At 58.0% G+C, this 26,593-nt stretch carries 28 protein-coding genes; 18 read left to right on the top strand and 10 right to left on the bottom strand.

The features are described 5' to 3' along the window. Positions 1-23: 23 nt before the first annotated feature. Entirely contained in the window at positions 24-503 is a 480-nt protein-coding gene (locus FKG95_RS17615; RefSeq protein WP_342779252.1) for an RT0821/Lpp0805 family surface protein, read from the top strand. A gap of 48 nt (positions 504-551) precedes the next feature. Here the strand turns inward: FKG95_RS17615 and FKG95_RS17610 are convergent, their stop codons facing one another. Next, positions 552-1,466, bottom strand: coding sequence for a S1 family peptidase (locus FKG95_RS17610; protein ID WP_179954152.1), 915 nt, complete (start codon positions 1,464-1,466; stop codon positions 552-554). Between the two features lie 169 nt (positions 1,467-1,635). On the opposite strand from FKG95_RS17610, the gene FKG95_RS17605 reads away from it, so the two are divergent. The 5 genes from FKG95_RS17605 to FKG95_RS17585 all read left to right on the top strand — a co-directional run bounded on the left by FKG95_RS17605 (position 1,636) and on the right by FKG95_RS17585 (position 6,446). Then, positions 1,636-2,733: an ABC transporter substrate-binding protein gene (locus tag FKG95_RS17605; protein ID WP_142897718.1), complete on the top strand. Its 1,098-nt coding sequence runs from the start codon at positions 1,636-1,638 to the stop codon at positions 2,731-2,733. Positions 2,734-2,854: 121 nt separating this feature from the next. Then, the gene (locus tag FKG95_RS17600) at positions 2,855-3,628 is read left to right on the top strand and encodes an ABC transporter ATP-binding protein (protein WP_142897717.1); all 774 of its coding nucleotides are present in this window, start codon (positions 2,855-2,857) and stop codon (positions 3,626-3,628) included. Then, positions 3,621-4,457 (top strand): ABC transporter permease, encoded by an 837-nt coding sequence (locus FKG95_RS17595; RefSeq protein WP_142897716.1) that lies wholly within the window; start codon positions 3,621-3,623, stop codon positions 4,455-4,457. The genes FKG95_RS17600 and FKG95_RS17595 overlap by 8 nt, the downstream gene beginning before the upstream one ends. A 207-nt stretch (positions 4,458-4,664) precedes the next feature. Next, positions 4,665-5,729: a lipid A deacylase LpxR family protein gene (locus FKG95_RS17590; protein WP_142897715.1), complete on the top strand. Its 1,065-nt coding sequence runs from the start codon at positions 4,665-4,667 to the stop codon at positions 5,727-5,729. A 186-nt stretch (positions 5,730-5,915) separates the two neighbouring features. Then, complete coding sequence (locus FKG95_RS17585) at positions 5,916-6,446, top strand: response regulator (RefSeq protein WP_142897714.1); 531 nt, start codon at positions 5,916-5,918, stop codon at positions 6,444-6,446. A 71-nt stretch (positions 6,447-6,517) separates the two neighbouring features. Here FKG95_RS17585 and FKG95_RS17580 read toward each other — a convergent pair whose 3' ends face one another. After that, positions 6,518-8,140: an ATP-binding protein gene (locus FKG95_RS17580; protein ID WP_179954151.1), complete on the bottom strand. Its 1,623-nt coding sequence runs from the start codon at positions 8,138-8,140 to the stop codon at positions 6,518-6,520. A gap of 294 nt (positions 8,141-8,434) precedes the next feature. On the opposite strand from FKG95_RS17580, the gene trhO reads away from it, so the two are divergent. Further along, positions 8,435-9,466 (top strand): oxygen-dependent tRNA uridine(34) hydroxylase TrhO, encoded by a 1,032-nt coding sequence (trhO, locus tag FKG95_RS17575; RefSeq protein ID WP_142897712.1) that lies wholly within the window; start codon positions 8,435-8,437, stop codon positions 9,464-9,466. After that, positions 9,463-10,140: a glutathione S-transferase gene (locus FKG95_RS17570; RefSeq protein WP_142897711.1), complete on the top strand. Its 678-nt coding sequence runs from the start codon at positions 9,463-9,465 to the stop codon at positions 10,138-10,140. Before trhO ends, FKG95_RS17570 begins: the two co-directional genes overlap by 4 nt. A 52-nt stretch (positions 10,141-10,192) precedes the next feature. On the opposite strand, the gene FKG95_RS17565 is transcribed toward FKG95_RS17570, so the two are convergent. Both FKG95_RS17565 and FKG95_RS17560 read right to left on the bottom strand, forming a co-directional pair. Further along, a complete protein-coding gene (locus FKG95_RS17565; RefSeq protein ID WP_246116816.1) occupies positions 10,193-11,101 on the bottom strand; it encodes a formylglycine-generating enzyme family protein in 909 nt (302 codons plus the stop codon). Between the two features lie 162 nt (positions 11,102-11,263). Then, positions 11,264-11,833, bottom strand: a complete 570-nt coding sequence (locus FKG95_RS17560; protein WP_142897709.1) for a TetR/AcrR family transcriptional regulator — start codon at positions 11,831-11,833, stop codon at positions 11,264-11,266. 239 nt (positions 11,834-12,072) lie between these two features. On the opposite strand from FKG95_RS17560, the gene FKG95_RS17555 reads away from it, so the two are divergent. Further along, entirely contained in the window at positions 12,073-12,636 is a 564-nt protein-coding gene (locus tag FKG95_RS17555) for an Mpo1 family 2-hydroxy fatty acid dioxygenase (protein ID WP_142897708.1), read from the top strand. Positions 12,637-12,694: 58 nt separating this feature from the next. On the opposite strand, the gene FKG95_RS17550 is transcribed toward FKG95_RS17555, so the two are convergent. Further along, positions 12,695-12,997: an SCP2 sterol-binding domain-containing protein gene (locus FKG95_RS17550; protein ID WP_218940236.1), complete on the bottom strand. Its 303-nt coding sequence runs from the start codon at positions 12,995-12,997 to the stop codon at positions 12,695-12,697. Positions 12,998-13,493: 496 nt separating this feature from the next. Here FKG95_RS17550 and FKG95_RS17545 point away from each other — a divergent pair, with 496 nt between their 5' ends. Together FKG95_RS17545 and FKG95_RS17540 are read left to right on the top strand one after the other, a co-directional pair. Further along, the gene (locus FKG95_RS17545) at positions 13,494-14,117 is read left to right on the top strand and encodes a hypothetical protein (protein WP_142897707.1); all 624 of its coding nucleotides are present in this window, start codon (positions 13,494-13,496) and stop codon (positions 14,115-14,117) included. Between the two features lie 484 nt (positions 14,118-14,601). Next, positions 14,602-15,444 (top strand): SDR family oxidoreductase, encoded by an 843-nt coding sequence (locus FKG95_RS17540; RefSeq protein WP_142897706.1) that lies wholly within the window; start codon positions 14,602-14,604, stop codon positions 15,442-15,444. Between the two features lie 43 nt (positions 15,445-15,487). On the opposite strand, the gene FKG95_RS17535 is transcribed toward FKG95_RS17540, so the two are convergent. Next, positions 15,488-16,123, bottom strand: a complete 636-nt coding sequence (locus FKG95_RS17535; RefSeq protein WP_142897705.1) for a TetR/AcrR family transcriptional regulator — start codon at positions 16,121-16,123, stop codon at positions 15,488-15,490. 76 nt (positions 16,124-16,199) lie between these two features. Further along, on the bottom strand, positions 16,200-17,276 hold the full coding sequence (gene pspF / locus FKG95_RS17530; protein WP_142897704.1) for a phage shock protein operon transcriptional activator: 1,077 nt from the start codon (positions 17,274-17,276) through the stop codon (positions 16,200-16,202). A gap of 190 nt (positions 17,277-17,466) precedes the next feature. On the opposite strand from pspF, the gene FKG95_RS17525 reads away from it, so the two are divergent. The 5 genes from FKG95_RS17525 (at position 17,467) to FKG95_RS17505 (ending at position 20,498) form a co-directional block, all read left to right on the top strand. After that, complete coding sequence (locus FKG95_RS17525) at positions 17,467-17,673, top strand: hypothetical protein (RefSeq protein WP_142897703.1); 207 nt, start codon at positions 17,467-17,469, stop codon at positions 17,671-17,673. Between the two features lie 92 nt (positions 17,674-17,765). Further along, entirely contained in the window at positions 17,766-18,446 is a 681-nt protein-coding gene (gene pspA, locus FKG95_RS17520; RefSeq protein WP_142897702.1) for a phage shock protein PspA, read from the top strand. Positions 18,447-18,451: 5 nt separating this feature from the next. Further along, positions 18,452-18,685: an envelope stress response membrane protein PspB gene (gene pspB, locus FKG95_RS17515; protein ID WP_142897701.1), complete on the top strand. Its 234-nt coding sequence runs from the start codon at positions 18,452-18,454 to the stop codon at positions 18,683-18,685. Continuing rightward, a complete protein-coding gene (locus tag FKG95_RS17510) occupies positions 18,682-19,137 on the top strand; it encodes a PspC domain-containing protein (protein WP_142897700.1) in 456 nt (151 codons plus the stop codon). The genes pspB and FKG95_RS17510 overlap by 4 nt, the downstream gene beginning before the upstream one ends. A 143-nt stretch (positions 19,138-19,280) precedes the next feature. After that, the gene (locus tag FKG95_RS17505; protein ID WP_142897699.1) at positions 19,281-20,498 is read left to right on the top strand and encodes a serine hydrolase domain-containing protein; all 1,218 of its coding nucleotides are present in this window, start codon (positions 19,281-19,283) and stop codon (positions 20,496-20,498) included. Between the two features lie 285 nt (positions 20,499-20,783). Here the strand turns inward: FKG95_RS17505 and FKG95_RS17500 are convergent, their stop codons facing one another. After that, on the bottom strand, positions 20,784-21,539 hold the full coding sequence (locus FKG95_RS17500) for a hypothetical protein (protein ID WP_142897698.1): 756 nt from the start codon (positions 21,537-21,539) through the stop codon (positions 20,784-20,786). Positions 21,540-21,902: 363 nt separating this feature from the next. On the opposite strand from FKG95_RS17500, the gene FKG95_RS17495 reads away from it, so the two are divergent. Both FKG95_RS17495 and FKG95_RS17490 read left to right on the top strand, forming a co-directional pair. Continuing rightward, entirely contained in the window at positions 21,903-22,805 is a 903-nt protein-coding gene (locus FKG95_RS17495; RefSeq protein WP_142897697.1) for an EamA family transporter, read from the top strand. Between the two features lie 262 nt (positions 22,806-23,067). Then, entirely contained in the window at positions 23,068-23,757 is a 690-nt protein-coding gene (locus FKG95_RS17490) for a cytochrome b/b6 domain-containing protein (protein WP_142897696.1), read from the top strand. Positions 23,758-23,879: 122 nt separating this feature from the next. Here FKG95_RS17490 and FKG95_RS17485 read toward each other — a convergent pair whose 3' ends face one another. Beyond that, positions 23,880-24,344: a c-type cytochrome gene (locus tag FKG95_RS17485; RefSeq protein ID WP_179954150.1), complete on the bottom strand. Its 465-nt coding sequence runs from the start codon at positions 24,342-24,344 to the stop codon at positions 23,880-23,882. A 145-nt stretch (positions 24,345-24,489) separates the two neighbouring features. Then, entirely contained in the window at positions 24,490-26,523 is a 2,034-nt protein-coding gene (locus FKG95_RS17480; protein WP_142897694.1) for a TRAP transporter permease, read from the bottom strand. Positions 26,524-26,593: the final 70 nt, after the last annotated feature.

The following is a 26,593-nucleotide window of genomic DNA, read 5'->3' as shown; positions in this document are numbered from 1 at the left end:
CTGGAAGTAAAGTGAGACCAACCATGACACCTATGAAATTCATCCTCGTCGCCGTCTTGGGTCTTTCGGTCGCAGGCTGTGCGAACAACGATCAATACGGCACCAAGGAAACCGTCGGCACACTGCTTGGCGGCGTCGGTGGCGCCGTGGCCGGTGCTCAGTTCGGCAGCGGATCCGGACAGCTTGCCGCGACCGCCGCGGGCGCACTGATCGGTGCTTTTGTCGGCAATCAGGTCGGCCAGAGCCTCGACAAGGCCGACAAGCAATATGCCTATCGTGCAGAGCAGGATGCCCTGGAATACACCCCGACCGGCAACGAGGTGACCTGGAACAATCCGGACAGCGGAAACTCAGGCACCATCAAGCCGGTCCAGACCTACCAGAGCCCGCAAGGGCGTTATTGCCGTGAGTACACCCACACGGTTTATGTGGGCGGGGAAGCACAGGATGCCTACGGCCGCGCCTGTCGTCAGCCCGATGGTTCGTGGGAAGTGGTCGGTTAAGACACACAAAAACGAGGCGAAAAAATCCGGGGTCGGATGTCGGTGGTCTTACTGCCAGCATCCGACCCTGACGATATAGGGCTTTGCGCCGTCGAAGAGTTCCGTCTCGCTGTTCTTTTTGCTCACGTCCGCGGTCGTGACAGTGACCTGATTGTTTTCGAGAAAGCCCAGAACCACAGAGTTGCTGACGGCGTAACCGACATCGCGCACGACTTTGCCGGTTTGCTTGAAGGTTGAAACCGTATCGATTTTTGCGGTGATCACGCCGATGACGCGTCCGCTTTCATCGATCACGGGGCCGCCACTGTTACCCTTTCGAACATCCGCACGGATTGGAACCATCACACCAAGCCGGGACACCTGATAGCGCTGCAGGGTGCGTCCCGGTGTAAGAAGCGGTTTGATGGGCGCAATCCCCTGGTTTGGATAACCCACCAGAACGATAGGAAGATCGGTCAACTGGTCGTTTTTTCTGGCGAAGGTCGCGTGCACCTTGCTTTCCAGCTTGGTCTTGAGCAAAGCCAGATCAAAAGCCGGGCTGGTTGCCTGGATGGTTGCCTCGAGCCGCTGTCCCGCGGTTGTCGTGACGGAAACCTGCGGACAGCTGGCAACCACGTGATTGTTGGTGAGGACCACGCCTCCCGGGGCCACGAAGAAACCTGTCCCGATACTGACCAGGCGCTTTCCCGGGGCAAGAGGTTTGCTCTGGTTCTCAAGCTTTTCGCGGATACGCTCGATTCGCCGCTGTTTGATCGCTTCGGCTCTCTCGTCGCTGACCACCTCGCCGACGCAATCCGAGCGCAGCACAATCTGAACGTGATCGCGTTTCGCGTCGTAGCAGTTGACGACATCCGGCGACTGGTTCGCCTTGGCCGAGAGCGGTGCCATGACGCTGAAGCCCAAAAACGCGCAGCCTGCGAGCGACAGGCGGTTCGCCCTGTTCCGGGCCTGATGTTTTCTCATGATCATTCTCAACTTTGCCGCCATAAAGGCTGCGGGATCAAGCGCTGCGATTTCTGAGCGGCCTTTATCTTCCGTTTGAAGTGCGGGACAAAGCCGAAGACTTGCAATAGTTTTGGCTTTTGAGCGAATCAGCTTTGCCTGATTTATAAGTGTTAGAGGAAGGAAAAAAATGAAATCGACCTGTTTCGCACCTGGAGGCAAAAAGACCCTCTCCCGACGTGCTCTGGGTGGAAGCTTGGCCCGTTTTACCCTCGGGGCTGCTGTGGCTGCCGGCGTATTCTCGGCTGGCGCCCTGTCGAGCAGCGCGGTGCAGGCGGCGGAAAAGATAACCATCGCGGCTCTAACCTTCGTTTCTTCTTCGCCTCTCTTCATCGCGCAGGAAAAGGGCTACTACGCGGACGAGGGCCTGGAGGTCGAATTCAAGTTCTTTCGCGCCGCTCAGCCTGTCGCCGTCGCCATTGCTTCCGGGGATGCCGACTTCGGCGTCACGGCCTTTACCGGCGGTTTCTACAATCTGGCCGCCAAGGGCGCGCTCAAGGTGATCGGGGCGCAAAGCCGCGAGGAGCCGGGTTACGACTTTTCGGCGTATCTCGCGTCCAATCAGGCTTTCGACGCGGGTTTCACCTCGGTCGAAAAGTTTCCAGGCCGCAGTTTCGGTATGACCCAGACCGGATCTTCCTTCCACTACATGATCGGGCAGCTCGCCGACAAACGTGGTTTCGATCTGGGGGAGATCAATTTGAAACCCCTTCAGTCGGTGCCGGCGATGATCGGCGCACTTAAGTCTGGTCAGATCGACTCCATGATCATTCCCGCACATATTGCCAAGGGACTCGATAAGGCCGGTGCGGCAAAGATCATCGGCTGGGTGCATCAGGAGACGCCCTACCAGCTTGGCGGGCTCTTTACCTCGGCGAAGAACATCGATGAAAGACGTGAAATCGTGGAAAAATTCGTGCGCGCCTACCAGCGTGCGGCGGGTGATTACAACGAGGGCATGAATGCGCTCGACGGCTCAGGTAACCGGCAGTTTGGTGCCAAGGCGGACGAACTGATCCCGATGATCAACAAGTACGTCGGGCCGAAACCGACCGCTGCCAAAACCAAGGCGGGTGCGCCTTTTATCGATCCGAAAGGGCGTCTGGACGTCGGTGATATCTACAAGCAGGTCGCCTGGTATCAGGAGCGGGGGATGGTGGCGAAGTCCTTGAATCCGGCAGATATCATCGATCTGTCGTTCATCGAGGGGCATTTCAATCTGCCTTGAGACGCGATTTGAAGATACTGATGAGCCTGACCGTTTCACTTGAAACTTTCTGGAGACGGTCAGGCTCGGTGTATTGAGGCAGCGTGGCTACTAAAGTACAGCGTGGCTACTGGGGGACAGCGTGGAACTGCGGGCAACGGGGATTACGCATAAATATGACGACCTGACGGCGTTGGAGGCCGTCGATCTGCACGCGCGGGAGGGTGAGATCCTGGCGCTGATTGGTCCCTCCGGCTGCGGCAAGTCGACGTTGCTTGGTATTCTGGGCGGGCTCTTGCAGCCAAGTGAGGGCAGGGTTGAGATGCAGGGCGCTTTGCCGGAGGGCTGTCTGAACCCCTTAACCTATGTTTTTCAGGATTTTGCGCTGCTGCCCTGGCGTTCCGTGCGAGGCAACGTGCGCCTGCCGCTCGAGCATCACCAACTCACCTCGGATGAACGCCGGGAACGGGTTGAAGATGCGCTAGCCCGAACCGGTCTGACGGACTTTGCCGGAGCTTACGTGCGGCAGCTCTCGGGCGGGATGCGCCAGCGTGTCGGTATCGCGAGGGCGCTTGCGGTCAAACCTGCGGTGCTGCTGATGGACGAACCCTTGTCGGCGCTGGATGCGCAAACCCGAAATCTTCTGATGGAAGATTTTGTCGGACTTTGGCTGCGCGAAAAGCTGACCGCGGTTTACGTCACCCACAATCTCGATGAGGCCTTGCGGCTGGCGCATCGCGTCGTTGTCCTCTCGCGGCGGCCGGGGCGGGTGCGGGAAGAAATCATTATCGATGTGCCGCTGGATGAACGGCAGGGCACGGCGGGTCTGCTTGAACTGGCACCCCTGCGCGAGCGTCTTTGGGCTCTGATCCGTGACGAAGCCCAGACGGCGGAACTGGAGCTGGCGGATGTCTGAAGGTCCTCTACCCAAAGAGGGCACCGCTGCGCCCACGCGGCAGGCCGCTTCGCGTGCGGTCCCGTTTCGGGGTGGGGGTTTTGCGCCTTCGTCCCATCGCGCCGCCGCCTGGATTGCTTTCGCAGCTGTAATCGCCGCCTGGCAGTTCGGCAGTTCCATGGGCTACATCCACCCGCTCACGCTCCCCAGCCCGGAGGAGATCCTGACGGCCCTGGCTGATCTGGCGCGCAGCGGCGACCTATGGCGGCATCTCTCCGCGTCGCTGGGGCGCCTGGCAATGGGCTGGAGTCTCGGAACGCTGGCCGGTCTGGCGGTTGGCCTGGCGCTTGGGATGTTCTCGATTGCGAGGTCCGTCGGCCTGCCTTTTGTCTCGGCCCTTTTTCCTATACCCAAGATCGCGTTGCTGCCGCTCTTCATTATCTGGTTCGGTATTGGTGAGCCCTCGAAAGTCGCTACCATCCTGTTCGGCGTCTTCTTCCCGACGGTCATCAACACCTACAGCGGTGTGGACAACGTGGCGCGCAGCCTGATTCGCATGGGCCAAAGCTTCGACATGCCGACCCGCGACATTGTCTTCAAGGTCGTCTTTCCGGGCGCCATGCCCGCCATTCTCTCCGGATTCCGGATCTCGGCCTCGATTGCGATTGTCCTTCTGGTCGCCGCCGAGATGATCGGGGCAGAGTGGGGGGTGGGAGCGCTGGTGCTCGCCGCCGGAAATCTGATGCAGACTGACTACCTGATCGCGGGCGTGGTGCTGTTGTCGCTGATCGGCTTGACCATTGGTATTGTGCTCAGCCGCCTGGAGGCCTTGTTGCTGCGCTGGCGCTGAGACGGCTTCAGCCGAGACGAGAGACTGTGGGTGGGGATTTATCGCACAGGTTACCGCATTGCTAACACTTTACGCTTAGACCTATTTCGAAGAGCCGGAGTTGTGGCCTATGCTGGACTTGGAAAAAGACATCACAGCCCAAAAATCGCCTTTTTCTAATTGTTATTGATATGCAAGCCTATGGTTTCGGTTCGTGAGATTCGGTGAATGAATTTGTTTAAATATTATAAAGCTTTGCTGCTTGTTCTTTGTGTGGTGTTGCAGCCCTTTCCCCTGCAGGCCGACTCCGGGACAGCGCCTGAAGAGAAGGCAAAGCCCGAGCGGGACGCGAAGGGCACCCTGAGTTTCGTGGCGGAAAACGATCTTTTCGGCAGCAGCCGCGACCGGCATTACACCCATGGTTCAAAGATGTCATGGCTGTCCCCGCGGAACGGCGCGCCGGAGTTTGCCCATGAAGTGGCGGACTTTTTACCCATGTTCCCCGATGGCGGCAGCTTGCGGATCTCCTACTCCGCCGGGCAGAGCATGTTCACACCGGACGATATCCGTGATCCGTCGCCGCCTGAAGATTCCCGTCCCTATGCGGGCTGGCTCTACGCCGGAGTGGGTATCGTCTCGGAAAGCAATGATCAGATCGATGTTCTCGATCTCAACATAGGCATGGTCGGCCCGGCGTCGCTCGCGGAGGATACGCAGAAGACCTGGCATGATTTTATCGGATCGCCGGAACCCCTGGGTTGGGGCACGCAAATCAAAAACGAGCCCGGCATCCTTTTGACCTACGAACGAAAGTGGCGTTCGCTCATTCAATTCGATAAAGAGGATATTCCGGTACTTGGCCTCTGGCCCGGACTGGGCATCGACGTGACTCCCCACGTGGGCGGTGCCGCCGGCAACGTCCTGACCTACGGAGCCGCCGGTGCGACCCTGCGTTTCGGCGAAGATCTGCGGAACGATCTGGGCGGTCCGCAACGGATCCGTCCGAGCCTGCCGGGATCCGCTTACTTCGATCCGGTCGATCTGCTGGGATGGTACCTCTTTGCGGGCGCGGAAGGCCGGATCGTCGCGCGCAACATCTTCCTGGATGGCAATACCTTCAAAGACAGCCGGGACGTGGATAAAGAAATCCTGGTCGGTGACCTGCAGTTCGGCGCCGCGGTCATCTTCCCGGTTGCCCGGATTGCCTACACCCACATCATCCGTTCGAAGGAGTTCGAAACCCAGGACAGTCCCGATCAGTTCGGGGCGATCAGCGTCTCCTTCCGCTTTTGAATAAAATTGCGTTGTTTTCCTTTGGATAACAGTTTGTTACCGCCTGAGCTTCTTACCTATTGTTAAGGCTTTCGGGGTAGCTTCACAGAGCCTGATTGTTTGTGTCATACCAAACGCGCCGATCAGGCATCCGGGCTCTTGGTTAGGGCCGTATTTGTGATTTCTGCTGAAGGTTGGACCACTGGAATGACTGTGCTCTCGCGCGAAGAATGGGGCTCTCTGTCCTTTTTGGTGGCCGACGATACCGGCGTTATCCGGGCCATGATGGAAATGATGCTGCTGGCACTGGGCGCCGGCTCGGTCGCGATGGCTGCTGACGGTCAGGAAGCGATGGACGAGCTTCAGCGTAACCCGGTTGACTTCGTCATTTCGGATTTGAATATGACCCCGGTTTCCGGCCTGGAATTCCTGCGGTCGTTGCGCTCGACTGATGATCTTGCGCTGGCGAGGACGCCGGTCGTGGTGATCAGCGGTTATGGCGAACTCGAGGTCAAGGAACAGGTTCTGGCGGCGGGCGGCAACGCCTTCATGACCAAACCTGTCAAGCCGGGCGGGATCGAGACCCGTATCGTTGAAATCCTTGAAGCACAGGGCCGCGCAGCCCCTGCGATCGCGGTCCCATCGGCTAAGGTCGCTTCTGCTACAGTCGCTTCTGCCAAAGTGCTGCCGGTGCAGATCGCAGCTTCCGAGGCCACGCTCCTGGCCGGCCGCGCGTGACCTAACGCGCTCCCAGCCTCGGGCCCGCGCCGTACCTCTGCCTTTCCAAAAGCTCTGAAACAGCGCTTCTCTTAGCGTTGCTGCTTGCGCCAGCGTTCGATCGAGCGGGTAATTGTCTCGCGTGAGGTCGAGTCTTCAAGCCAGGAATGGGCGAAGTCTGCCGTGGTGCTGTGCGGGCGTTTGTTCTCTTCAAGGTTCGCGAAGCGAATGCGGATCGGCACACGGACACCTTCGCCGACGACGACGGCTTCCTGTGTCCGCAGCGAGGGCAGGCAGCTCAGCATTCCGGCGGCACTCTCGGGCAGGGCGCGTTCGACGAATTCCTGATCCTGCTGGTTACCCATGCGCAGAGCAAAGAGGGTGTTGCACTGGGAGAGGATCGTTTCCGCCAATTCCGATGGGCGCTGTGTGACCAGCCCAAGTGAGACGCCGTACTTGCGGCCCTCCTTGGCGATCCGGGCAATGGCCTTACGGGTGGGGCCGAAGCCGTCGTGAGGATCCCGCGGGATGTAGCGGTGCGCTTCCTCGCAGACCATCAGGATCGGGGCCGAATCCTCGGGAGGGCTCCAAAGGGCGAAGTCGAAAATCGTCCGGCAGAGCAGCGATACCACCACGTCCACAATCTCGGCGGGAACGCCGGAAAGGTCAAAGATCGAGACCGAACGGCCAGACGTCGGGATGCGCAGAATCCGCGACAAGACATCGGTCATCGTGTCCTTGACCGTCAGGCCGGAGAACATGAAGCTGAAGCGACGGTCGTCGCGCAGATCGTCGATGCGGTTCTTCAGGCGCAGATAGGGTCCCATCTGATCCGGCTTACCCAGATCTCCCATCGCGTCGTCAATTCGTTCGAGCATGGTGCTCAAGCGATAGGGGACCGGCGTATCGACGGTCAGGATCCGGCTTTGTTCTTCGTCCGAACAGAAAGCCCGCTTTGCATACACGATTGCGTCTTTGAGAATGGCTGCTTCACTGTCTCGCGCGTTTTCGTCCGGGCTACAGAGAACCTCGATCATTTCTTCGAAATTCAGCAGCCAGTAGGGCATCTGAAGGTCGGTTGGCCGGATGATTTCAGCGGCATCGCCAAAAGCCGGCGCGTACTCATTGTGGGGATCGAGCAGGACAACGTGACCGTGCGGGTGGGACTGAAGAACCGAGTGCAACACGACCGATAGCGCACAGGATTTGCCTGCGCCGGTCGTTCCCAGGATCGCAAAATGCTTTCCCAAGAGCTCGTTGGTCATCACATAGGCCGGAATCCGCGCGTCCTGATAGAGGCTGCCGACCACAACGTTGGAGGCGTCGGGCCGGGAGTATATCGTTCCCAGCTCAACGTCTGTCGTCGAGTAGAGCGGTGCACCGAGAGTCGGGTAAATGGAGATACCGCGGCGAAAATCCTGGGCGATGCCCTCCAGACCGTCGAGAGGCGTCTCGCCGAAGAGGTCGATCTCAACCTCGCGCTGCTCGTCGGGCCGGGGCGGAGAGGAAGCCTGCCGGGCGTCCAGCTTATTGACGACCCCGTAAGCCCGTGACCTTGGCGTATCGATGCGGACGAGTGCGCCGATCTGTACCGCGAGGTCGACCTCGGCGGCATCGATGGTCGAGCCGCGGCTTTCAGGGGTTACCAGGGTTGCCAAAACCTTGGAGCCGAAAACGGATGTGACATAGCCGGCCAAAATCGCCTGATCAGACAAGATGCGCTCCCATGGGGTGGTATGCAAGACCGCCAGTATTCCCGCTTCCGGTTAAGAAATAGCTAGGCCATGCCCTAGGTCACGGACGGGCAGGCGGAATCGAATATCGGGCAACGCCAGTGCCGTCGAGGCAGGCTGAAGATCCCGCCAAAATAGTAATAAATGTACACAATCATCCCAAAAGGGGAATTTTCCGGCGTTTCGTGACCGCGCCGCGGTTTTTTTTTTGGTCGGCTGCCGGAGGTTGTGGTAATCACCACATGCCATTTTAAAAAATATGCTTACATATGAATCATGACCCATTTTGTTGTCGCAGCGCTCTATAGATTTGCACCGCTTCCGGATTTTGCGGAACTGCGGGAACCGCTGGCGGATGTCTGTCGCCAGCAGGGCGTGATGGGCACGCTGCTCCTGGCGCGAGAGGGTATAAATGGAACCATTGCCGGGACACGCGCCGGCATCGATGCGGTTTTGACCTACCTGCGGCGTGATCCCCGCCTGGCGGATCTTGAGCATAAAGAGAGCTCCGCCGCGAAAATGCCGTTCCTGCGCATGAAAGTGCGTTTGAAAAAAGAAATCGTGACGTTGGGTGTGCCTGATGTGGATCCCAATCTTCAGGTTGGCCGGTACGTGCAGCCCGAGGACTGGAACGCCCTTATTTCCGATCCCGAAGTTCTGGTGATTGACACACGCAACGACTACGAGGTCGGTATCGGCAGCTTCGAGGGGGCGACCGACCCAAAGACCGAGACCTTCCGGCAGTTCCCCGACTACGTGAAACAGAATCTGGACCCTAACAAACACCGCAAAGTCGCGATGTTCTGCACTGGGGGCATACGCTGTGAAAAAGCTTCATCTTTTATGCTGGGACAGGGTTTTGACGAGGTATTCCATCTGAAGGGCGGTATTCTCAAATACCTCGAGACCGTCCCGGAATCCGAAAGCCTCTGGAAAGGCGAGTGCTTTGTTTTCGACGATCGCGTGGCGGTCACCCATGGTCTCAACGAAGGCAGCTACAGCGAATGCCGAAGCTGCAGGGCGCCGCTCTCGGTTTCTGACAGAAACTCGCCGCTTTACGAGCGCGGTGTGTCCTGTCCGTTCTGCTATCACGAACTGACTGAGGCAAAGCGGGCGCGCAACAGCGAACGCCAACGCCAGGTGATGCTGGCGGCGGAGCGGAACGAGAGCCACTTCGGTCCGCATCCCAAGGCGCATGGCCGTAAGAAACCCGGCTCGCAGACGAAGGCGTCCTTGACGTTGGAGCTCGCCGTTTCAGAGACCGGCAAGCACCATCCCGAACCAAGCTCAGACTCGGAGACATCATGAAACTTCCGATTCTCTACAGCTTTCGGCGTTGTCCCTATGCCATGCGGGCCCGCATGGCTTTGGTGATTGCAAATATCGAATGTGAATTGCGCGAAGTCGTCTTGAGATCGAAGCCGCCATCCATGCTTGAGGCTTCACCAAAGGGCACAGTACCTATTCTCCTGCTGCCCGATGGCCGGGTGCTTGACGAAAGCATGGATATCATCGACTGGACGATGGAACGTTCCAATATCCGGCGCTGGTCCTGGCCGCTGCAAGATCCCACGACCCGCGCTCCTGCCTATGGTTTGATCACCGAAAATGACGGACCCTTCAAGTTCGCATTGGATCGCTACAAGTACGCCGATCGGTACCCGGAGCAGGATGCGACTCTTTACCGGGGACTGACGGAGCCGTTTCTCGATAAACTGGAACTCCGCCTGACACACTCGCCCTACTTGTTCGGGGATGATCCTTCCCTGGTGGACGTCGCGATTTTTCCTTTCGTGCGTCAGTTCGCGCGGGTGGATCTGGACTGGTTCGAGAGCACGGACTACAACGGCCTGCAGCGCTGGTTGAAGGCCCTGGAAGAGGGGCAGCTCTTCAGGTCGATCATGCGCAAACATGATGCCTGGCGTTCAGGTGATTCAGTGACCTACTTTCTGGAAGATGCCGCCGCCCAGGAAGCGGTTTGACCGCAAAGCCCCTGTCTGCAGCGTCTCTTGAGTGAGGCTTCGAGCGCAGGATTCAGAGATCGCGCACCAGCCGGAAGCCGATGAGAATGTGTTTCAGGTTTTCCGGCCGGGCGTGCCGTGCGGCCGGCCTGCAGACCCCGCAGCCCTTGTCGTCCCAGGACCCGCCTTTGACCAGATAGCGCCCGGTATTGCCGGGACTCGACGTCCATTCGAAAACCTGTCCGGCTGCATCGAGCAGTCCATAGGGGCTTTGGCCCTCGGGAAAACGACCGACCGGAAGCGTGTCAAACGGGCCCTGGTCGTGGCTGTTGAGCCGCGACTGATCGAAATCGTCACCCCAGGGGAAAAGTCGGCCATCCGCGCCGCGCGCGGCTTTTTCCCACTCAAGCTCACTGGGCAGGCGCCAGGTCATACCGGTTTTCCGGCTTAGCCAGGCCGCGTAGGCCAGAGCGTCCGCGTGGGAGACGAGAACCACCGGATGCTGTGCGCGTCCAGCGGGCGGACTGCCGTCGTCCCAGGCATGGCGCCGGGTTCGTTCGTAAGGGTGGATCAGTCCATAGCCCCTCCAGGTGCCGGGGGTTACGTCGGGCGCGCGGTGCCCGGTTTCCGCGACAAAAGCCGCATATTGCTGATTGGTGATGGTGGTTTTTGTGATCGCGAAGGCCGGAAGTGTCTGTTCACCGCGCGGCCGCTCCCGGTCGTACCAGCCATTCTGGCGTGTAACACTGTGTCCGTATGCCGCCTCATCGAGCCGATAGCCGGTCTCGCGTTCGGCGCTGTCTGAGCCGGCGAAAAAGGGACCCGCAGGGATGACAACTGTTTCTGGAAGGCCGGGCCCTGGAACACCGGACTTTGGAACACTGGACTCTGGAACACTGGGCGCTCCCGCCGGAAGCCGTTGACACGCTGCCGTCAGAATTAGAACGGCAGCGGCCAGTGCCAAGCTTATTGTTTGCGTCAAGGGAGTTCTGGCGGAATACATCGCTTTGGTCCTGCTGCGCCCGCCCGGGTAGGGAGTATTCTCCCGATGTCCAGGTGAGCTCGAAGACAAGACGGAAGTTTAACCAAAAGGGGTGATCACCTGGGATCACATCTGCGCGGGCTGGTTAGCCGCTCAGGTGATTCAAAGGATGGGAGCGACCGCTGAGTCGGCAATGTTTTGAAGCAGGGCACGTTCGGGGCGGGAGCGGGATAGGACCCGCAGACCGATGACGCTGGAAAGCATGGATTGGGCGGTCTTCCTGGCATCAACCGCCTCGTCGATACTGCCATCCTGCTGGCCGGCGCGGATGTTATCGAAGAAAAACGCCTCGATGCTGGACAGGCTCTTTGCCACACTGCCGCGCATTGCTTCGTCGTGCATTTCCAGCTCCAGAGCGGTATTGACGATAAAACAGCCCCTGGCGCCGTTTTCCGCGCAACCTTCCTCCACCAGCTTGCGAAACCAGGCGCAGATGGCATCGACGGGCGAGCGCGCGCTCTGCATGCCCTTCTGGCGCCGGGCGTCGTAACGCTCGTAGGCCAAACGGAAGAGGGTCTGCTTGTCGCCAAAGGTGCCGTACAGGCTCCCGCGCTGAATCTGCATGGCTTCGACCAGATCATGCACTGAAGTCGATGCGTAGCCGCGGCTCCAAAAGGCATTCATCGCCTTTTCCAGCGCTTCTTCGATATCGAATGCTTTGGTTCTCGCCATAATCCACCTGCTGTGCAAAAGGCACAGACCGGCGCCACGTTGTAATATTCCGCTTGCGAAGGCAAGTGATGAGTAGCCGTGGTTCCTGGCCTGCTCTAACGGGTCGGCTCAAAAAAGCATGCGGTCGGATAAAGGGCTGCAAACATTCAAACTACAGCTATGATAGTGACCGCTTACGATGGCTCGAACCGGCGTAACGCTGTCGCTGGAGATATCTGTTTTATTTGGGAGGGCGGAAAATGTCACCAAAGGGTCTCTTCGAATCCCAGATGGCCATGTATACCAGCTATCACCGGGATCCGCGCAACCGTGCCACGCACTTTGTGGGAATCCCGGCCATTGTCTTTTCGCTTTTGGTCGTGCTGGCGCTCTATCGGTTTCCGATCGCGGGTTTTGACGTTTCCGCCGCTCTGATCGTCGCGATTGCAGTGCTTCTGCTCTGGATCAGTCTCGACGTCGCAATCGGCCTGGCGATGGTGCTTTTAATGGTGCCTTCACTGTTACTTGCAGACTGGCTGGCGTTGAACGCTGCGCCGTCGACCGTCTGGAGTGTTTTCGCTGTTTTCTTCATCGGCGGTTGGATTTTGCAGCTCTGGGGGCACGTTTACGAGGGGCGCCGGCCTGCGTTGATCAGCAACCTGTTTCAGGCCTTGATCGGGCCCATGTTCCTGGTCGCTGAAGTCTTCTTTGCGCTTGGCTGGAAGCGGGCCCTGAAACAGCGGATCGACGAATTGATGTTGGAGCGCTACCCACAATATGCAGAGGCACCTTCGCACAGGGCGAGGCGGCAAGAGGCCGGATAGGGGTTTGCTGCGGACCAGGGGGGAGAGGATAAGCCCCGGCTGAATTCGGAGGTTTGCCTCAGCTTTCCAACATATTACTGAGCTTCATGACTACGCCCTTGGAACCGCTGACTTTGATTTTACCGGTCATGAAAGCAAGTGTGGGGTCCAGATTGCCATTCATCAGTTTTTCCAGATTGTCGCTGGTTACGCCGACAGTCGCATCACTGTCCTGATCGTCGTTGCTGAAAACTGCCGGAGTCTCGGTTCCATCCCATAGGATTATGCCCAGATCGTTAATGTCGAACTTTACGCGATAACCCAAGGGCAGGTTCTCCGCGGCACGACTTTGAATGAGAAGGGTCATTTCCTCGAGGTTCACTTGGTCGCTCCTTTTTCAGTCACCGGCGTCACGTTTTTCGTTCAAACGACGAGAGGCCTAGACTAAAGCTACCCCATTGAGAATAGGTGAACGCCGTTATTGCGCCTGTAGATATAATAGAGTTTCTCGTTTTGCACGAGTTCAAACGCGTTTCACAAGAAGTGACCAAGCATCGGTGGTGTGAAACGTTGGTTTCAACGCACAAGTTGGTGTTTGCTTTTCCTCGCTCAACCCCCCAAGTTAAAAGAGCTGGTTTTTGACGGAATTCGCGGTTGTGCGCGTAATCTAAGTAATCGCTTTTATTGAAGAATGAGGCAATTAGATGTGAGTGGCGAAGCGTCGAAATTCGCGGTATTGATGAAGGGGAAAAGGTCGGCGAAACCCGGAATGCGTCAGGACTTTGGAACGGCCCCGATCGCTATGATCGGTGCGATGCGGCGGATCGGCTCATAGGAGCCTTAGGGAGGCACAAGCAGGTATGTTGAGTTTTTGCCCGATGATCAAGTTGCGCGGCTTGATCCTGGGATTGTCGCTTCTAATTTTAAGCGGACCCGTTCAGGCTGCGGATGCTCCGGTCGAGGCATTTTTCGGAGTCTTTCAGGGTGAGACGACTTTCCTGACCGCGACGGGCGCAAAGAAGCGCGGGATATCGGTATCCTTCAGCCCTGCTCCCAACGCGATGCCCGGTATCGACGGTGTGGAGGTTTCCTGGACGACCTTGTCGAAACGCTCGGACGGCAGCTTTAGCTCCAAGACACACGATGCGGTGTTTGTTCCCGCTGACCCGGCCGAAACGATTTTTGTTGCGGTGAGTTCCAGCGGCAAGGCTGAAGACATTGCGAAGTTGGAGCAGGGCGCAGGCGAGGGCAAGGACGGCGGCGAGACAGTCGAGCCGCGTTCCCCCCGTGACCCGCGCGGCACGGCGCCGTACCTCTGGGGACGAATTAAGGAGAACACTTTTTCCATCTATGTCGTGGTCGTGGCTGAGGACGGCGGTTACGAGATTCAGGTTTACAACCGGACCCTCACCAAGGAGGGCATGACCCTGGTTTATTCGCGCAACCGGGCGGGGGAGCACCTGAAACTGCTCGAGGCCTTCCTGAAGCGCAAGGATAGTTAACACTTCAGGTCACGGCTTTGTAGGTCGAAAAAACCCCGCCGGGCGGCCAGCGGGGGCAGTTTTTCGATACTGGTCAGGCTAGGGGTAAGCCTGAACAGTAAGCTAAGTTTTGCACAGGAGTGTCACCGAGAGTTTAAAGCGGGTATTTCGATCAAAACCGCCTCAATTCCAGCCAGATGAGGGTCCGAGCGACGTCCCGTGAGGCCACCCACTCAAGCGGTGATCTGCTTGTTTTGTGACAGCCGCGGTCGATCGGGTGCAGAGTGCCCGTTCTATGCTGATGGCGGGGTCGGACCGATGATCTGCGCGGCAGTGCTGGCAGTGTTGGTCACGCGGGGTTGCATGGCTGGAATGGCCGCGCTGAAACCACGCGGAAGCTGAGCTCGTCGAAGTTCCGTTGAACAATCGACAGGTTCGGTAAAGAGGTTCATATTGCTGCTTCTGTTTGGACCAGGACCGGCTGCGGCCGGGTAGGGGAGACGCAATGTCGGATCTGTCGGGAAAAACGCTTTTCATCTCCGGGGCGTCCCGGGGCATTGGCCTCGCGATCGCTAAGCGCGCGGCCCAGGACGGCGCCAATGTCGCGATCGCGGCCAAGACAGCGGAGCCGCACCCCAAGCTTGAGGGCACGATCTACACGGCGGCAGAGGAGGTCGAAGCCGCGGGTGGACGCGCCCTGCCGGTGATTTGTGACATCCGTTACGAGGACCAGGTCGAAGATGCCGTTGCTAAGACGGTGGAGGCCTTCGGCGGTCTTGATATCTGCGTCAACAACGCCAGCGCCATTCAGCTGACCCCGACGCTTGAGACCGATATGAAGCGTTACGATCTGATGCACGGAATCAACACGCGCGGCACGTTTCTAGTCTCAAAAACCTGCATTCCGCACCTTAAAAAGGCCGAAAATCCCCACGTTCTGAACCTCTCGCCGCCGCTCGATATGAAGCCAAAGTGGTTTGGCGGACACGTCGCCTACACCATGGCGAAATTCGGTATGTCCATGTGCGTTCTTGGGATGGCGGAGGAGTTCAAGAAAGACGGTATCGCCTTTAACGCACTCTGGCCCAGGACGGCGATCCGCACGGCCGCAGTGCAAAACATCCTTGGGGGCGACGAGGCCATGCGGCGCTGCCGAAATGTCGAAATCCTGTCCGATGCGGCGCATGTCATCCTGACCCGCCCCTCACGGGAGTTTACGGGTAACTTCTGTCTCGACGACCTGATTCTGGCCTCAGCCGGGATTACCGATCTATCGGGCTACGCCGATGTTCCCGACGAGGAGCTGATGCCTGATTTCTTCGTGCCTGACGATATGCCGCCGCCTTGAGCCCGTGCGACTAAAGCCGCGAGCGCGCGCGACTAAAACGGCGTCACTGTCCGACGCCGCTGCGCAGCATCCGAACGAAGGTCTTCGCGATTTCAGCCGGCGAGCGGCCGTCGGGTTTGTACCAGCGTGAGGCGTGATTCAGAGAGCCCAGAAGGCTGAGCCGGAAAAGGCTGCGGTCGACCGAGGGCGGCAGATCCAGCTCGTCGATGAGAACCCGAAAGACCTCTTCGTAGCCGTTGCGCTGCTCGTTCAAGAGCTTCTGCAGATCCGGCGAAACCCTCGAGATATCGGCCAGAACCACGCCAGCGAAATCGTCCGCTTCCAGAATGGCGCCCGTGTGTGCGGCGCAGGCGGCTTCGAGTCGCAGCCAGGGATCGCTCTCTTTTTCCATCGCCCGCCGTACCGACGTGCTGATCTTCTTCAGCCCTTCGTCATGAACCGCGGACATCAGGTCTTCTTTGGAGAGGAAATGATAATAGATGGAGCCCGCGAGGATCCCGGCTTCGCTGGCAATTTTGCGCATGGACGTAGAGGCATAGCCGTTTTCGCGCAATTGCCGCGCGGCGGCTGCGATGACCTGAGCACGCCGGTTGTCGGCGCGTTGAGGCGACGGAGGGTTTGCCGTGCTTGCCGTCTTTGCAGGGCTCGCGGTTGCTGCGGGGCTTACTTTACGATCCATATGTCAGACTTTGATGGCCGCGCGGGCGCCGGTTCTTTTTATCATGGGCTCCAAACTAAAGGCTCACGGGGGCCGGTTAAACCACTTTGTCCCCAGCATCCCGGCCGGCCTCGATCAAATCGTGCTTTTTCAGGCTGTTCCGAAGCTGATGGTAGCTCAGCGAGAGGTAAGACGCCGTGGCTTTCTGGTTGTAGCGGTTGAACGCCAGAGCCCCGAGAAGAAGCTCTCTCTCGAAGTTCATGACCTTCTGTTTGAAGTCGAAAGGTTCTGTCGATCTTCTCGTTCCCGGTGATTCAGGCGGTGCAGCTTGCTGCTCCGACGGCCCCTGAACGCTGCCGCTGAGCGTCGCATTGACGTTGGCGGTCAGCGGTTGTGGCCGGTAAGGCGAGTCGAAGGGATCAAGCTGCAGTGCCGAAATTTTTTCGCCTTCGGCAGAATGCGCGGTTGCACGCTCGACAACATTTTTGAGTTCGCGGACGTTTCCCGGCCAGCTATGGGCTTCCAGTTGTTCCATGGCAGTTGCGCTGAAGCCCGGAAAGGACTCCCGGCCGAGTTCCTGCGCCATGGCACGGCCGAAATAACCGGCGAGCAAGGGAATGTCTCCGTGCCGGTACCGCAAGGGCGGCAGGGTGACGACGTCGAAGGCGAGGCGGTCGAGAAGATCGTCCCTGAAGCGCCCGTCGGCGGCTGCCGCGGGCAGATCGACGTTGGTGGCGCCCACGACCCTCACATCGACTTCCAACGTGGTGTTGCCGCCCACGCGTTCCATCTCGCCGTACTCGATCACCCGCAGAATCTTTTCCTGGACCGCCAGGCTCGCGTTGGCGATTTCGTCCAGAAAGAGCGTGCCCTGATGCGCCATCTCAAAGCGGCCGATGCGGCGCTTGACGGCGCCCGTATAAGCTCCGGCTTCATAGCCGAACAATTCGGCTTCAATCAGGTTCTCCGCCAGTGCGGCGCAATTGAGCTTGATGAAGGGCGCCCCCCAGCGTTGCGAGAGGAAATGGACCCTGGCGGCGGCGAGTTCCTTGCCGGTGCCGCGCTCACCGACCACCAGCACGGGCCGGTCAAGCGGCGCGACCCGCGAGATATGTTCCACAGACTCCAGAAAAGCCCGGGATTCGCCGATGGGTGAGGGGAGTTCGTGCTGCATTTTTATATAATATCATAAAAAGCTAAAAAATAGCAAAAAACACGAAAATATACGATTATGCAAATTTTTGATTCTTCTTGAAATATAAAAAAATATATAAAAATCAATACTTTATAAGATTTTTTGTAATCTGGCACAGTCCCTGCAATCTTATGAGGTAACAGTCATTTATCAAAGAGGAACGTCAAAGATGTCGTACCAGGATTACTCCTCCGATTCCTCCTACAGCGCCGGTCGTCGTCATACACACCGGGCCGGGCGCCGTGATCGCGAAGAGGATCTGCACGGACTCTGCCGCCGCACTTTGCGGCGGGCAAACGAGGCCATGACGCCGAGCAGCAGGCGGCACTGGATGATCTTCGGTGCCGGCGTGCTCGTCGGCCTGATCCTTGGCTAAAAAGACCCGCTGAACACCAAGGCTCCGCAGGCCATCGAGATAGACGTTCTGACCGGCCGCCGCCTTAAAGTACGAGACTATGGAGCAAAGCAATGAGCATTTTTTCCCGCCTGACCGACATCATCAATTCCAATATCACGTCGATCCTGGATCGGGCCGAGGATCCCGCCAAGATCATTCGCCTGATCATTCAGGAGATGGAGGACACTCTCGTCGAGGTGCGATCGGGCGCTGCGCGTAACATTGCCGACAAGAAAGAGGTCGAGCGGAAACTGGCAAAACTCATCGACGCCCAGTCCGAGTGGGAGCGCCGCGCCGAGATTGCCCTGACGAAGGGCCGCGAAGACCTCGCAAAGGGCGCCTTGCTCGAAAAAGCCAAGCTGGCTGAGGCTATCGAGGTGATGAAGGAAGACCTCGAACACATCGAAGAGGCCTTGCAGCGCGGCGATGAAGATATCGCAAAGCTCCAGGCCAAGCTGGCGGAAGCCAAGGCAAAGCAGAAGGGTATGGTGACGCGCCATGATTCGGCGGCATCCCGCCTGAAGGTTCGCCAGACTCTCTACGACGGCCGTGTCGATGACGCCCTGGGCCGTTTCGAGCAGCTTGAAAAGAAACTGGACGAGGCTGAAGGAAGAGTGGAAGCTTTTGACGTCGGACAGCGCAAGACCTTGGCGCAGGAGATCGTCGAGCTTGAAGTGGAAGACGAGATCGATGCGGAAATGGCCGCGATTAAGGATCGTTTGGCCAAGAAGAGCGTGAAGAAAAAGGGATAAGGCTGATGGAGTTGGTCGAACTTCTTCGCACGCCGCTGATCATTTTTCTGGCCGTCGTCGCGCCGGTATGGATCGTGGTTCACTACTTTACCCGCTGGCGCACGGCGAAGACTCTCTCGCACGACGACGAGCAAACTCTGTCCGAGCTCTGGGAGTCCGCCGCAAAGATGGAGGACCGCATCCACACGCTCGAACAGATCCTGGACGCGGAGTCTCCCGGCTGGAGGGCCAGACAATGACGAGAGGACCATACTATTCCCAGGACGGCGGGCCGCAGCAGCAGTACAGGCAAGGCCAGGACTCCAAGAACCACCAGCCCTACAGCCGGGTGCGTCTCTATCGGACGTCCGGCGGGCAGGCGCGCCTTTTCGGAGTCTGCGGCGGTATCGCCAACTACTTTGGGGTTCCGACTTTCTGGATCCGCCTGGCCACGATCATCAGTGCCATTTTCTTCACGATTCCGACGATTTCCGGATATCTGCTGATGACACTGATCTTGGACCGTGAACCGGAGAATCTCTATGACAGCCCGGAGCAGGAACGCTTTTGGCAATCGGTGCACCGGGAGCCCGGCCAGACACTTTCCAGTCTTGATAAGAAGTTCCGTGCGCTGGAGCTGCGTCTGCGGCGTATCGAGGCTCAGGTCACATCGCCTGGCTATCGGATGGACCGGGATTTGCGGGATTCCTGATCCCCGCGCCCGGGAACCCGCCTTATCTACATTGTTTGAGACAGCATTGTTTGAGGCAGCGGCAGTTTAGACATACCCCATGGCTGTGGCCGTCGTGATCAGTTCGGTTTTGTGCGTTCTTCGTGGAAAGAAGGTCCAGGCCCATGCTCTCCCGCAAGCTTTTTCAAAATCGAATTCTGGTGAAGATCTGGGTCGTCATTCTCGGTGCTGTGATTCTGATTGGGGTGACGAAGGTCTTCCTGGTCAAGGCAGAAGCGGATGCCGGTCAGGCTCTGCGCTTAACTCCATCTGCAACCCAGTTGCCGGGCTGGGACCCCCAGGGGCTGGATGAAGTCTTCGCATATGCGGCTACTCTGAGCACCGATGCCTTGGTCATTGTGACGGAAGGGCAAACTCTTGGCGCTTTCGGCAAGATCGAGGTGCCTTATCACGTCCATTCCATTCGCAAGGTGTTTCTCAGTGCGCTGGTTGGCCAGCATATTGGCGCCGGTGCGGGACGTATCAGGCTTGAGGCGACGTTGCAGGAGCTTATGATCGATGATTCACCGCAGCCCCTAAGCCCAGTGCAAAGGACCGTGACGGTCCGCCATCTGCTCAAAAGCGTTTCCGGCATCAACCATCCCGCCGCCGCGGAAGCAGGTTTGACGGCGGAGAAAAACCGCCGCCTCGGCGAGAGGGAGAACCTGCCCGGGAAGGTCTGGGCGTACAACAATTGGGACTACAATGCTCTGACGACGGTTTTCGAAAAACGGACCGCGATGTCCGTCGCCGAAGCCTTTGACTTGGGGATAGCGCAACCGCTTGCTATGCAGGATTATGTCCGTGAGGATGTTTCCTACCTCGAAGCCCCGGAACGCTCGCGGCACAAAGCGGCTATGTTTCATATGTCGGCACGTGATCTTGCCCGCTTTGGTCAGCTCTACCTCGACAAGGGTGTACTGGAGAGCAGGCGCATTCTTTCTGATTCTTGGATCGAGCGGATCACTGCCGAAGCTGTCGATACAGGCGACAGAGGGCTGAGAAGCCGGCATGGTTATCTCTGGTGGATACCGGATGCGGACAGTGGCTTGCCCGCGGCCTCTTTCTGGGCGTGGGGCTTTGGGCAGCAGGCTTTGTTGATCATTCCGGAGTGGCGCTCGGTCATTGTGCATCTGTCCGATACAACTGAATTTCGCCGGCGGTTTTTCGGATTAATTCAAGATGACGGCCTTGAGCCTCAAGCGGCGCTCGAGAAACTTATAGTGTTGTGTCGAGAGCCGGTGGAGGAGACCGCCGTTTTCTGTGCCAAAGATAGGTTCGTTTCACGCAGCGAGTTTGCTGAGCTGTTGCGCGTCATCGCGAACGCGCGCGCTGAAAAATGAGCCGCCGTTAGTGCTTGTATCTACCTGTAAGTCTTAAAAGAATAAATTTCACCCTACTTGGAGTTTTCGCCTGACGGCGGACCACAGTTTTCGTCCGAGTTCCCGTTAATGTGATGCGGTTCTAATGCCGTGTTCGTTTCTATTTTAGACTGCGGCCGGGTATTTTCCGACTGCAGGTGTTTATCCAAAGCTATCGATCCGGTGTGGAAAGCGCGGCGTCTTCAAAGCCAGTGGTGTTGAGAGAGTTTTGCGCCCCGGATTGCTTCGGCAAAAGGCGGTCAGGCTCTATGCGAAGAGTGATTCCATCGCCGTGCCCTGCTGATGCGTCCACCATTGCATATCGGCCAGCAACTGATCCCGATGCATCCATAAAAGGCAGAATGTACAGCTGCCTCTGAAGGAATTGAGCCACTCGACACCCGGTTCCACGTGGGTGTAGCCGTAGCGTTCGGCGACGCCTTTAGCGGCCAGTTTCGGTTCGATGAAACTGTAGGTGTAGTGGGTGTTCCACTTCGTATACGCCAGCGTCCGGGATATGCGCGGCAGAAAGGCCGAGAGGCCAGTGCCGCGGTAGTCGGGCCGGTACCAGGCGGCGCCACTGAAACAGACCGGACCCGTGATGGCTGTTGCCGAGGGAGCCTCGCAAATCGCCAGCTCTTCCGGAAACATGACTGCATCCGGATATTCATAGGCCAGCCGCAGGGATTCGAACTCAGCCTTGAAGTTTGTCCCGGTCCAGTCGTAAAAGCGGGCACATTGCGTTGCGACGATATCGCCGCGCTGGTCACGTCCAGAGATCCAGAACGAAGTTTCGGGAGACATGTGGTTGACCCGTGGGTCATACATTGGAGTGAGCGGGTACCAGCTTGCGGTCTGGGTTTTGTTGAAGGCGAGAAGGGCCTCAAAGTCCGTCTCTATCGAAAGAAGCAGACCATGTTCGTCGGCGATTCGTTCCGCCGCTGCGAAGAAGCCATCGAGCAATTTCAAGGGACCAAACTTGAGTTCGATTTGTTTGCGAAAGTCATTACGAAAGGTCGTCATCGGTTTCTCCTGTTTGTTTACACTTAAGATTTCTATTATAGAGCTTTTTTTATTTTTATTCCTCTCTTCAAACGGGAAATTTAATTTCTAAAAATAGAAATATACTTAAATAAACACGTAAAAGTTGTGTATTTGAAATTGCCGATACGTAAGCTGTTGCCTTGGCTGGCAGATTTTGGAGCCATCGCTTCGGTGACTGTTGAGCTATTGATTGAACGGCTGGCATCCCGTAGTCAGTCTGATGTTGCCTAAGCTCGCAGGCTTGGCCGTTGGCCGGCGCATGCGGCTCTGGGCAGGTCGGGTTCGGCCGGTCCGTTTTCGACCAGTCCGGAACCGGTGACTCCGGTTACAGGAAGATCCCCTATGGAAGCTTGGGTGGCGATCACCGTCGCGGCGGCGTTTTTGCAGAACCTCCGGTCCGCTCTGCAGAAGCAAATGAAGGCGCTGGTCTCAACGTCCGGCGCGACCTATGCGCGCTTCGTTTTCGCGTTTCCCTTTGCGTTACTTTATCTCGGTGGGCTCACATCCCTCGGCGGGTTCGAGCTTCCCGTGCCGAATCTTTCGTTTTGGGGCTTTGCGGCGATCGGCGGGGCAGCGCAGATCTTTGCAACTGCACTCCTGGTTTCGCTTTTCTCCTTTCGGAATTTTGCCGTGGGCACGGCCTATTCCAAGACTGAAACCGTGCAGACAGCCCTGATCGGGATCGTCATTCTGAGCGATCCGTTAAGTCCGGCCGCTCTGGCGGGTATCCTGATCAGTCTGGTGGGCGTGCTGATACTTTCCCTTGCGAAAGGCGCGTTCGACCTCAAGACGTTTCTCATGAGTTGGTTCAAAAAGACGGCTCTCATCGGTGTCGCCTCTGGCACCTTCTTCGGTATATCGGCGGTTTCCTATCGCGCTGCCTCTTTGTCACTGGGCGGGGAGGGCGTCATCATCCAGGCGGCATTCACACTGGCTTGTGTGACCGTGATGCAGACCCTGGCAATGTCGATCTATTTGCGCTTGAGGGAGCCCGGCCAGATCATGGCTGTTATCCGGACCTGGCGCATCGCGCTCGGTGTCGGGCTCAGCGGCATGATGGCTTCTGCCTGCTGGTTCACGGCCATGACGCTTCAGAACGCCGCCTATGTACGGGCGTTGGGACAGGTTGAATTGGTCTTTACCTTCGCGGCATCGTATTTTTTCTTCCGGGAACGCCCGAACTTAACAGAGGTCTCCGGCATCTTGCTTCTCATCGGTGGGGTTCTCGTTCTACTGCTCGGGTGAGCGCGCGGATCTCTTGTTGTTAATAGCGGCAGCGGTCACACATAGATCAGATCAAGTTTAGATGGGATCGCGGACGGCGATGCATCGCGCTTGTGAATCTGGTCTAATCACAAGGATCAGAACGGATACACATATTTAGACGGAAACGCGGAGTGTCTCCGTCTAAATATGATCCGCTCCAGTGACGATATGAGATCTGATGGCCGTGACAAGCGGCCTGAAAACCTGACGCCAGTCGCAAACAGAAAGGCCGTGCCTTAAGATGTCAGAGATAACCGAGAAAAAAGGTGAGGTTCCTAAGCCCATTCTTGTCTGGGATCTGCCGACCCGGCTTTTTCATTGGTGTTTGGCCCTGCTGATCGGCCTGTCCTGGCTGACCGGTGAAATGGGCGAAATGGAATGGCACATGCGTTCGGGAATCGCGATCCTGACCCTGGTGCTGTTTCGCCTTCTTTGGGGCCTTCTCGGCAGCACGACCGCGCGGTTTTCTTCGTTCGTTGCCTCACCCATGACCGCCATTACCTATGGACGCGGTCTTCTTACCGGCAAGACCGACCGCTATCTTGGGCACAATCCCCTGGGCGGGTGGATGGTCGTCGCTTTGCTGTCGATTGTTCTGGTTCAAGCGTCAACCGGGCTGTTTGCCAACGACGATATTTTCACTGAGGGCCCACTCTATCATCTGGTGACGAAGTCCACGTCGGATTGGCTCACGTGGTTCCATAAAACCCTATTCAATTTCCTTTTGGCTGCGGCCGCTCTGCATATTGCCGCCGCGTTCTTCTATCTGCTTGTGAAAAAGGAAGACTTGATCCTGCCCATGATACATGGCCGTAAGCAGGCAGGTGAAGGGGAAGACAAACCGCATCTTGTTCTGCGTCATCCCCTGCTTGGTCTTTTGACCCTGGCGGCAGCAGGCGCCGCAGTCTGGGCTGTTCTCACTTTTGTGTAGCCAGGCACTCTGACTGGGCGGGGTTCCAAGACACTGAGTGCAAAAGATAAGGGGCGTGGTCTGAACCAAGCCCCTTATTCCCGGCAGGACTCTCGCCCTGCCGGCTTTTGACGCTCTAATCTTTACTTATCGCGATTGGCGTCGTGGCAGGCTTTGCAGGTCTTGCCGACCTCGCCCAATTGCTTGCCAGCCGCCGCCATATCACCACTGGCGGCAAGATCAGCCAGTTTTGTGGCCTCGGTTTCAAGGGACTTCAGGCCTGCGGAGAACTTATCCCAGTCTTTCCAAACGTTTTCGTTGGAGGTGGTCTTCTCGCTGCCCATTCCGTGGGTGTTCTGTTTGAAGGCGGCGGGGGCCAGTGTTGCGGCTGCCGCAATCCCGCGTGCGTGTGCTGCCAGAGCGTCTTTGTGCTCCACCTGGCCTTTGATGATCAGTGCAGAGGCCTTCATGTTCCCCCCGACGGTTGCCATCAGCGCTTTGCGGTATTCGATAGCGGCATCAGGCTCCGTCTCGGCCATGACGCTTCCGGTGACCAGTACAGCTCCCGCCACTGCGGACGCGCTGATGATCTTCACCAATTTATTCATTCTTATCCCTCCAGTTGCTTCCAATCTCTCGAAAAACGGCCCGCGGGCAAACGTGGGCATGACAACAACACCTGCCGTCGCGGTATTATTCCACTGTGCAGCGTTTTTTTTGTCTTTTTTTTCAAACGGCGATCGCGAAGCGGTGTCAGGCCGCTCTTCTGTGCAAAAACTGACGGATCAGAACAGGCAGCATCAGCACAAAACCGACCAGCATGGTCGTGATACCAGGTGCGATGAAGAGCAGCGAAACCAATCCGACCCACCAGCGTTCCAGTTTGTTGAGCGGCGCCATGAGGAACCCGGAAAAGGCGACGCCCAGAGAACTGATCCCGAGCATGGCCCCCAGGAGCGTGGTCGCGAAAGCGGCCCAGGTAAAGCCGTCCGCAACCAGGAGCAGGGCGGGCGAATAGACGAAAACAAAGGGCACCAGCGCTTTCGCGATCCCCAGCCGGAAAGCGGTGTTGCCGGTCTTGAAGGGATTGGATCCGGCGATACCCGCGGCCGCATAGGCCGCAAGGGCAACCGGTGGCGTGATATCCGCCAGGACGCCGTAATAGAAGACGAAAAAGTGTGCGACCAGTTGCTCCACCTGAAGCTGGGCCAGGGCAGGCCCGGCCACGGCGACCAGAATAATGTAGGTCGCCGTTGTGGGAATGCCCGCACCCATGATGATGCAGGCAAAGGCAACCAGAAGCAGAGAGAAGAACAAGGCCCACTGCGGCACGGTGAAGTAATTGAAGGGCCAGACGCTTCCCATGACATTGCCGATATCGGTCGCGGTCTGCAACACAACGTAACCGAGCCTGAAGCCGACGCCGGTCAGGGTCACCACACCCACGACGATGCCGACCGTGGCCGCCGCTGCGCCGACCGCGAGAGTGCTCCGGGCGCCGGCCGCGAGTGAATTCCAGAGATCGGTCAGGTTCAGCCGGTTGACAGGATTCAAAAAGCCGACCACGACGCAGGCGATAATGCCGTAGACCGCCGCAAAGTCGGGCGTGCGGCCTGAGAGAATGAGGTAAACCAGAATCCCGAGCGGAATAATCGAGAGCCAGTGCTGGCGCAGAACGATCGCCGCTTTGGGCAGTTCCTCTGCGGACAAGCCTCTGAGGCCAAGCTTTTTGGCCTCGAGATGCACCATGATGAAGATCCCGAAGTAGTGCAGCAGCGCCGGGAAGAGGGCGGCGGCCAGAATATCGCGCAGCGGGATTTCCAGGTATTCCACCATGATAAAGGCGGCAGCCCCCATGATCGGCGGCGTGATCTGGCCGCCTGTGGATGCGGTTGCCTCCACGGCGCCGGAGAAGTGGGCCGGATAGCCGACGCGTTTCATTGCCGGGATGGTCAAGGCGCCCGTGGTCACAGTGTTGGCGATCGAGGACCCTGAGATCGTCCCCATGAAGGCGGAAGAAAAGATGGCGACTTTTGCCGGGCCGCCGGAGTAGCGGCCGGCGATCACCATGGCCAGATCGATGAAGAGCTGACCCAGCCCGATCCGGGTCGCAAGCACCCCGAAGAGGATGAAGAGGAACACATACTGTGCCATCACGCCGATCGCGACGCCGTAAATCCCCTGGTTTGTCATGTAGAGGTGATTGATCAAGCCGAGCCAGCTTGTCCCGCCGTGCTTCAGCGCGCCGGGCGCGTAGGGACCGAAGATCGCAAAAAGAATGAATATGATCGCGATGATGGGCAGGGTAGGGCCGACCGACCTGCGCGCCGCCTCCAGGGTCACGACAAGGAGGATTGTCCCGGCAAGAACGTCGAAATCCGACGGGTTCCCGACCCGCTCAGCCACGATCTCAGGGGGGAGCAGCGGAAGGTAAAGTGCCGCCACGACGGCCAGGATGCCGAAGATGATATCGAGAAGATTTACACCGTCGAGCCGGTACCACACGGCGGGCGGCGCCTCTGTCGTATTGCTGCGGCGATATGAAAACATAAAAAAGACGAGGCCGAGCACGAAGGCAAGGTGAATACCCCGATGCAAGAGCTCGCGGATCAGTCCGAAACCGGATGCATAGAAATGATAGACCGACATTGCGACCAGCAAGGTCGTGATCACCACGGCGATCTTTGCGCCGGTCGGCCGGAATGCGGTTTCGGGATCGTATTTGCGCTCGAGCTCTGCGATCTCCTCGGCGCTGAGACGGTCCTCGTCCTGCGGATCCGCATTCATGTCTTCGTCCCCCAGACTATTGACCGGCTGCCGGTTGGTTTCGTTTGATCCGGAAGACGGCTGACACGCT

Origin of the sequence: Denitrobaculum tricleocarpae (genome assembly GCF_007004665.1) — a bacterium.
GTDB lineage: Bacteria > Pseudomonadota > Alphaproteobacteria > Kiloniellales > Kiloniellaceae > Denitrobaculum > Denitrobaculum tricleocarpae.
This window is presented reverse-complemented; position numbering and strand designations above follow the sequence as displayed.

Excerpts from the sequence above, each read along its gene's own strand:
- FKG95_RS17615 (WP_342779252.1), top strand. The coding sequence starts at position 24 with ATGACACCTATGAAATTCATCCTCGTCGCCGTCTTGGGTCTTTCGGTC.
- FKG95_RS17610 (WP_179954152.1), bottom strand. The coding sequence starts at position 1,466 with ATGAGAAAACATCAGGCCCGGAACAGGGCGAACCGCCTGTCGCTCGCA.
- FKG95_RS17605 (WP_142897718.1), top strand. The coding sequence starts at position 1,636 with ATGAAATCGACCTGTTTCGCACCTGGAGGCAAAAAGACCCTCTCCCGA.
- FKG95_RS17595 (WP_142897716.1), top strand. The coding sequence starts at position 3,621 with ATGTCTGAAGGTCCTCTACCCAAAGAGGGCACCGCTGCGCCCACGCGG.
- FKG95_RS17590 (WP_142897715.1), top strand. The coding sequence starts at position 4,665 with ATGAATTTGTTTAAATATTATAAAGCTTTGCTGCTTGTTCTTTGTGTG.
- FKG95_RS17585 (WP_142897714.1), top strand. The coding sequence starts at position 5,916 with ATGACTGTGCTCTCGCGCGAAGAATGGGGCTCTCTGTCCTTTTTGGTG.
- trhO (WP_142897712.1), top strand. The coding sequence starts at position 8,435 with ATGACCCATTTTGTTGTCGCAGCGCTCTATAGATTTGCACCGCTTCCG.
- FKG95_RS17570 (WP_142897711.1), top strand. The coding sequence starts at position 9,463 with ATGAAACTTCCGATTCTCTACAGCTTTCGGCGTTGTCCCTATGCCATG.
- FKG95_RS17560 (WP_142897709.1), bottom strand. The coding sequence starts at position 11,833 with ATGGCGAGAACCAAAGCATTCGATATCGAAGAAGCGCTGGAAAAGGCG.
- FKG95_RS17555 (WP_142897708.1), top strand. The coding sequence starts at position 12,073 with ATGTCACCAAAGGGTCTCTTCGAATCCCAGATGGCCATGTATACCAGC.
- FKG95_RS17545 (WP_142897707.1), top strand. The coding sequence starts at position 13,494 with ATGATCAAGTTGCGCGGCTTGATCCTGGGATTGTCGCTTCTAATTTTA.
- FKG95_RS17540 (WP_142897706.1), top strand. The coding sequence starts at position 14,602 with ATGTCGGATCTGTCGGGAAAAACGCTTTTCATCTCCGGGGCGTCCCGG.
- FKG95_RS17535 (WP_142897705.1), bottom strand. The coding sequence starts at position 16,123 with ATGGATCGTAAAGTAAGCCCCGCAGCAACCGCGAGCCCTGCAAAGACG.
- pspF (WP_142897704.1), bottom strand. The coding sequence starts at position 17,276 with ATGCAGCACGAACTCCCCTCACCCATCGGCGAATCCCGGGCTTTTCTG.
- FKG95_RS17525 (WP_142897703.1), top strand. The coding sequence starts at position 17,467 with ATGTCGTACCAGGATTACTCCTCCGATTCCTCCTACAGCGCCGGTCGT.
- pspA (WP_142897702.1), top strand. The coding sequence starts at position 17,766 with ATGAGCATTTTTTCCCGCCTGACCGACATCATCAATTCCAATATCACG.
- pspB (WP_142897701.1), top strand. The coding sequence starts at position 18,452 with ATGGAGTTGGTCGAACTTCTTCGCACGCCGCTGATCATTTTTCTGGCC.
- FKG95_RS17510 (WP_142897700.1), top strand. The coding sequence starts at position 18,682 with ATGACGAGAGGACCATACTATTCCCAGGACGGCGGGCCGCAGCAGCAG.
- FKG95_RS17505 (WP_142897699.1), top strand. The coding sequence starts at position 19,281 with ATGCTCTCCCGCAAGCTTTTTCAAAATCGAATTCTGGTGAAGATCTGG.
- FKG95_RS17500 (WP_142897698.1), bottom strand. The coding sequence starts at position 21,539 with ATGACGACCTTTCGTAATGACTTTCGCAAACAAATCGAACTCAAGTTT.
- FKG95_RS17495 (WP_142897697.1), top strand. The coding sequence starts at position 21,903 with ATGGAAGCTTGGGTGGCGATCACCGTCGCGGCGGCGTTTTTGCAGAAC.
- FKG95_RS17490 (WP_142897696.1), top strand. The coding sequence starts at position 23,068 with ATGTCAGAGATAACCGAGAAAAAAGGTGAGGTTCCTAAGCCCATTCTT.
- FKG95_RS17485 (WP_179954150.1), bottom strand. The coding sequence starts at position 24,344 with ATGAATAAATTGGTGAAGATCATCAGCGCGTCCGCAGTGGCGGGAGCT.
- FKG95_RS17480 (WP_142897694.1), bottom strand. The coding sequence starts at position 26,523 with ATGAATGCGGATCCGCAGGACGAGGACCGTCTCAGCGCCGAGGAGATC.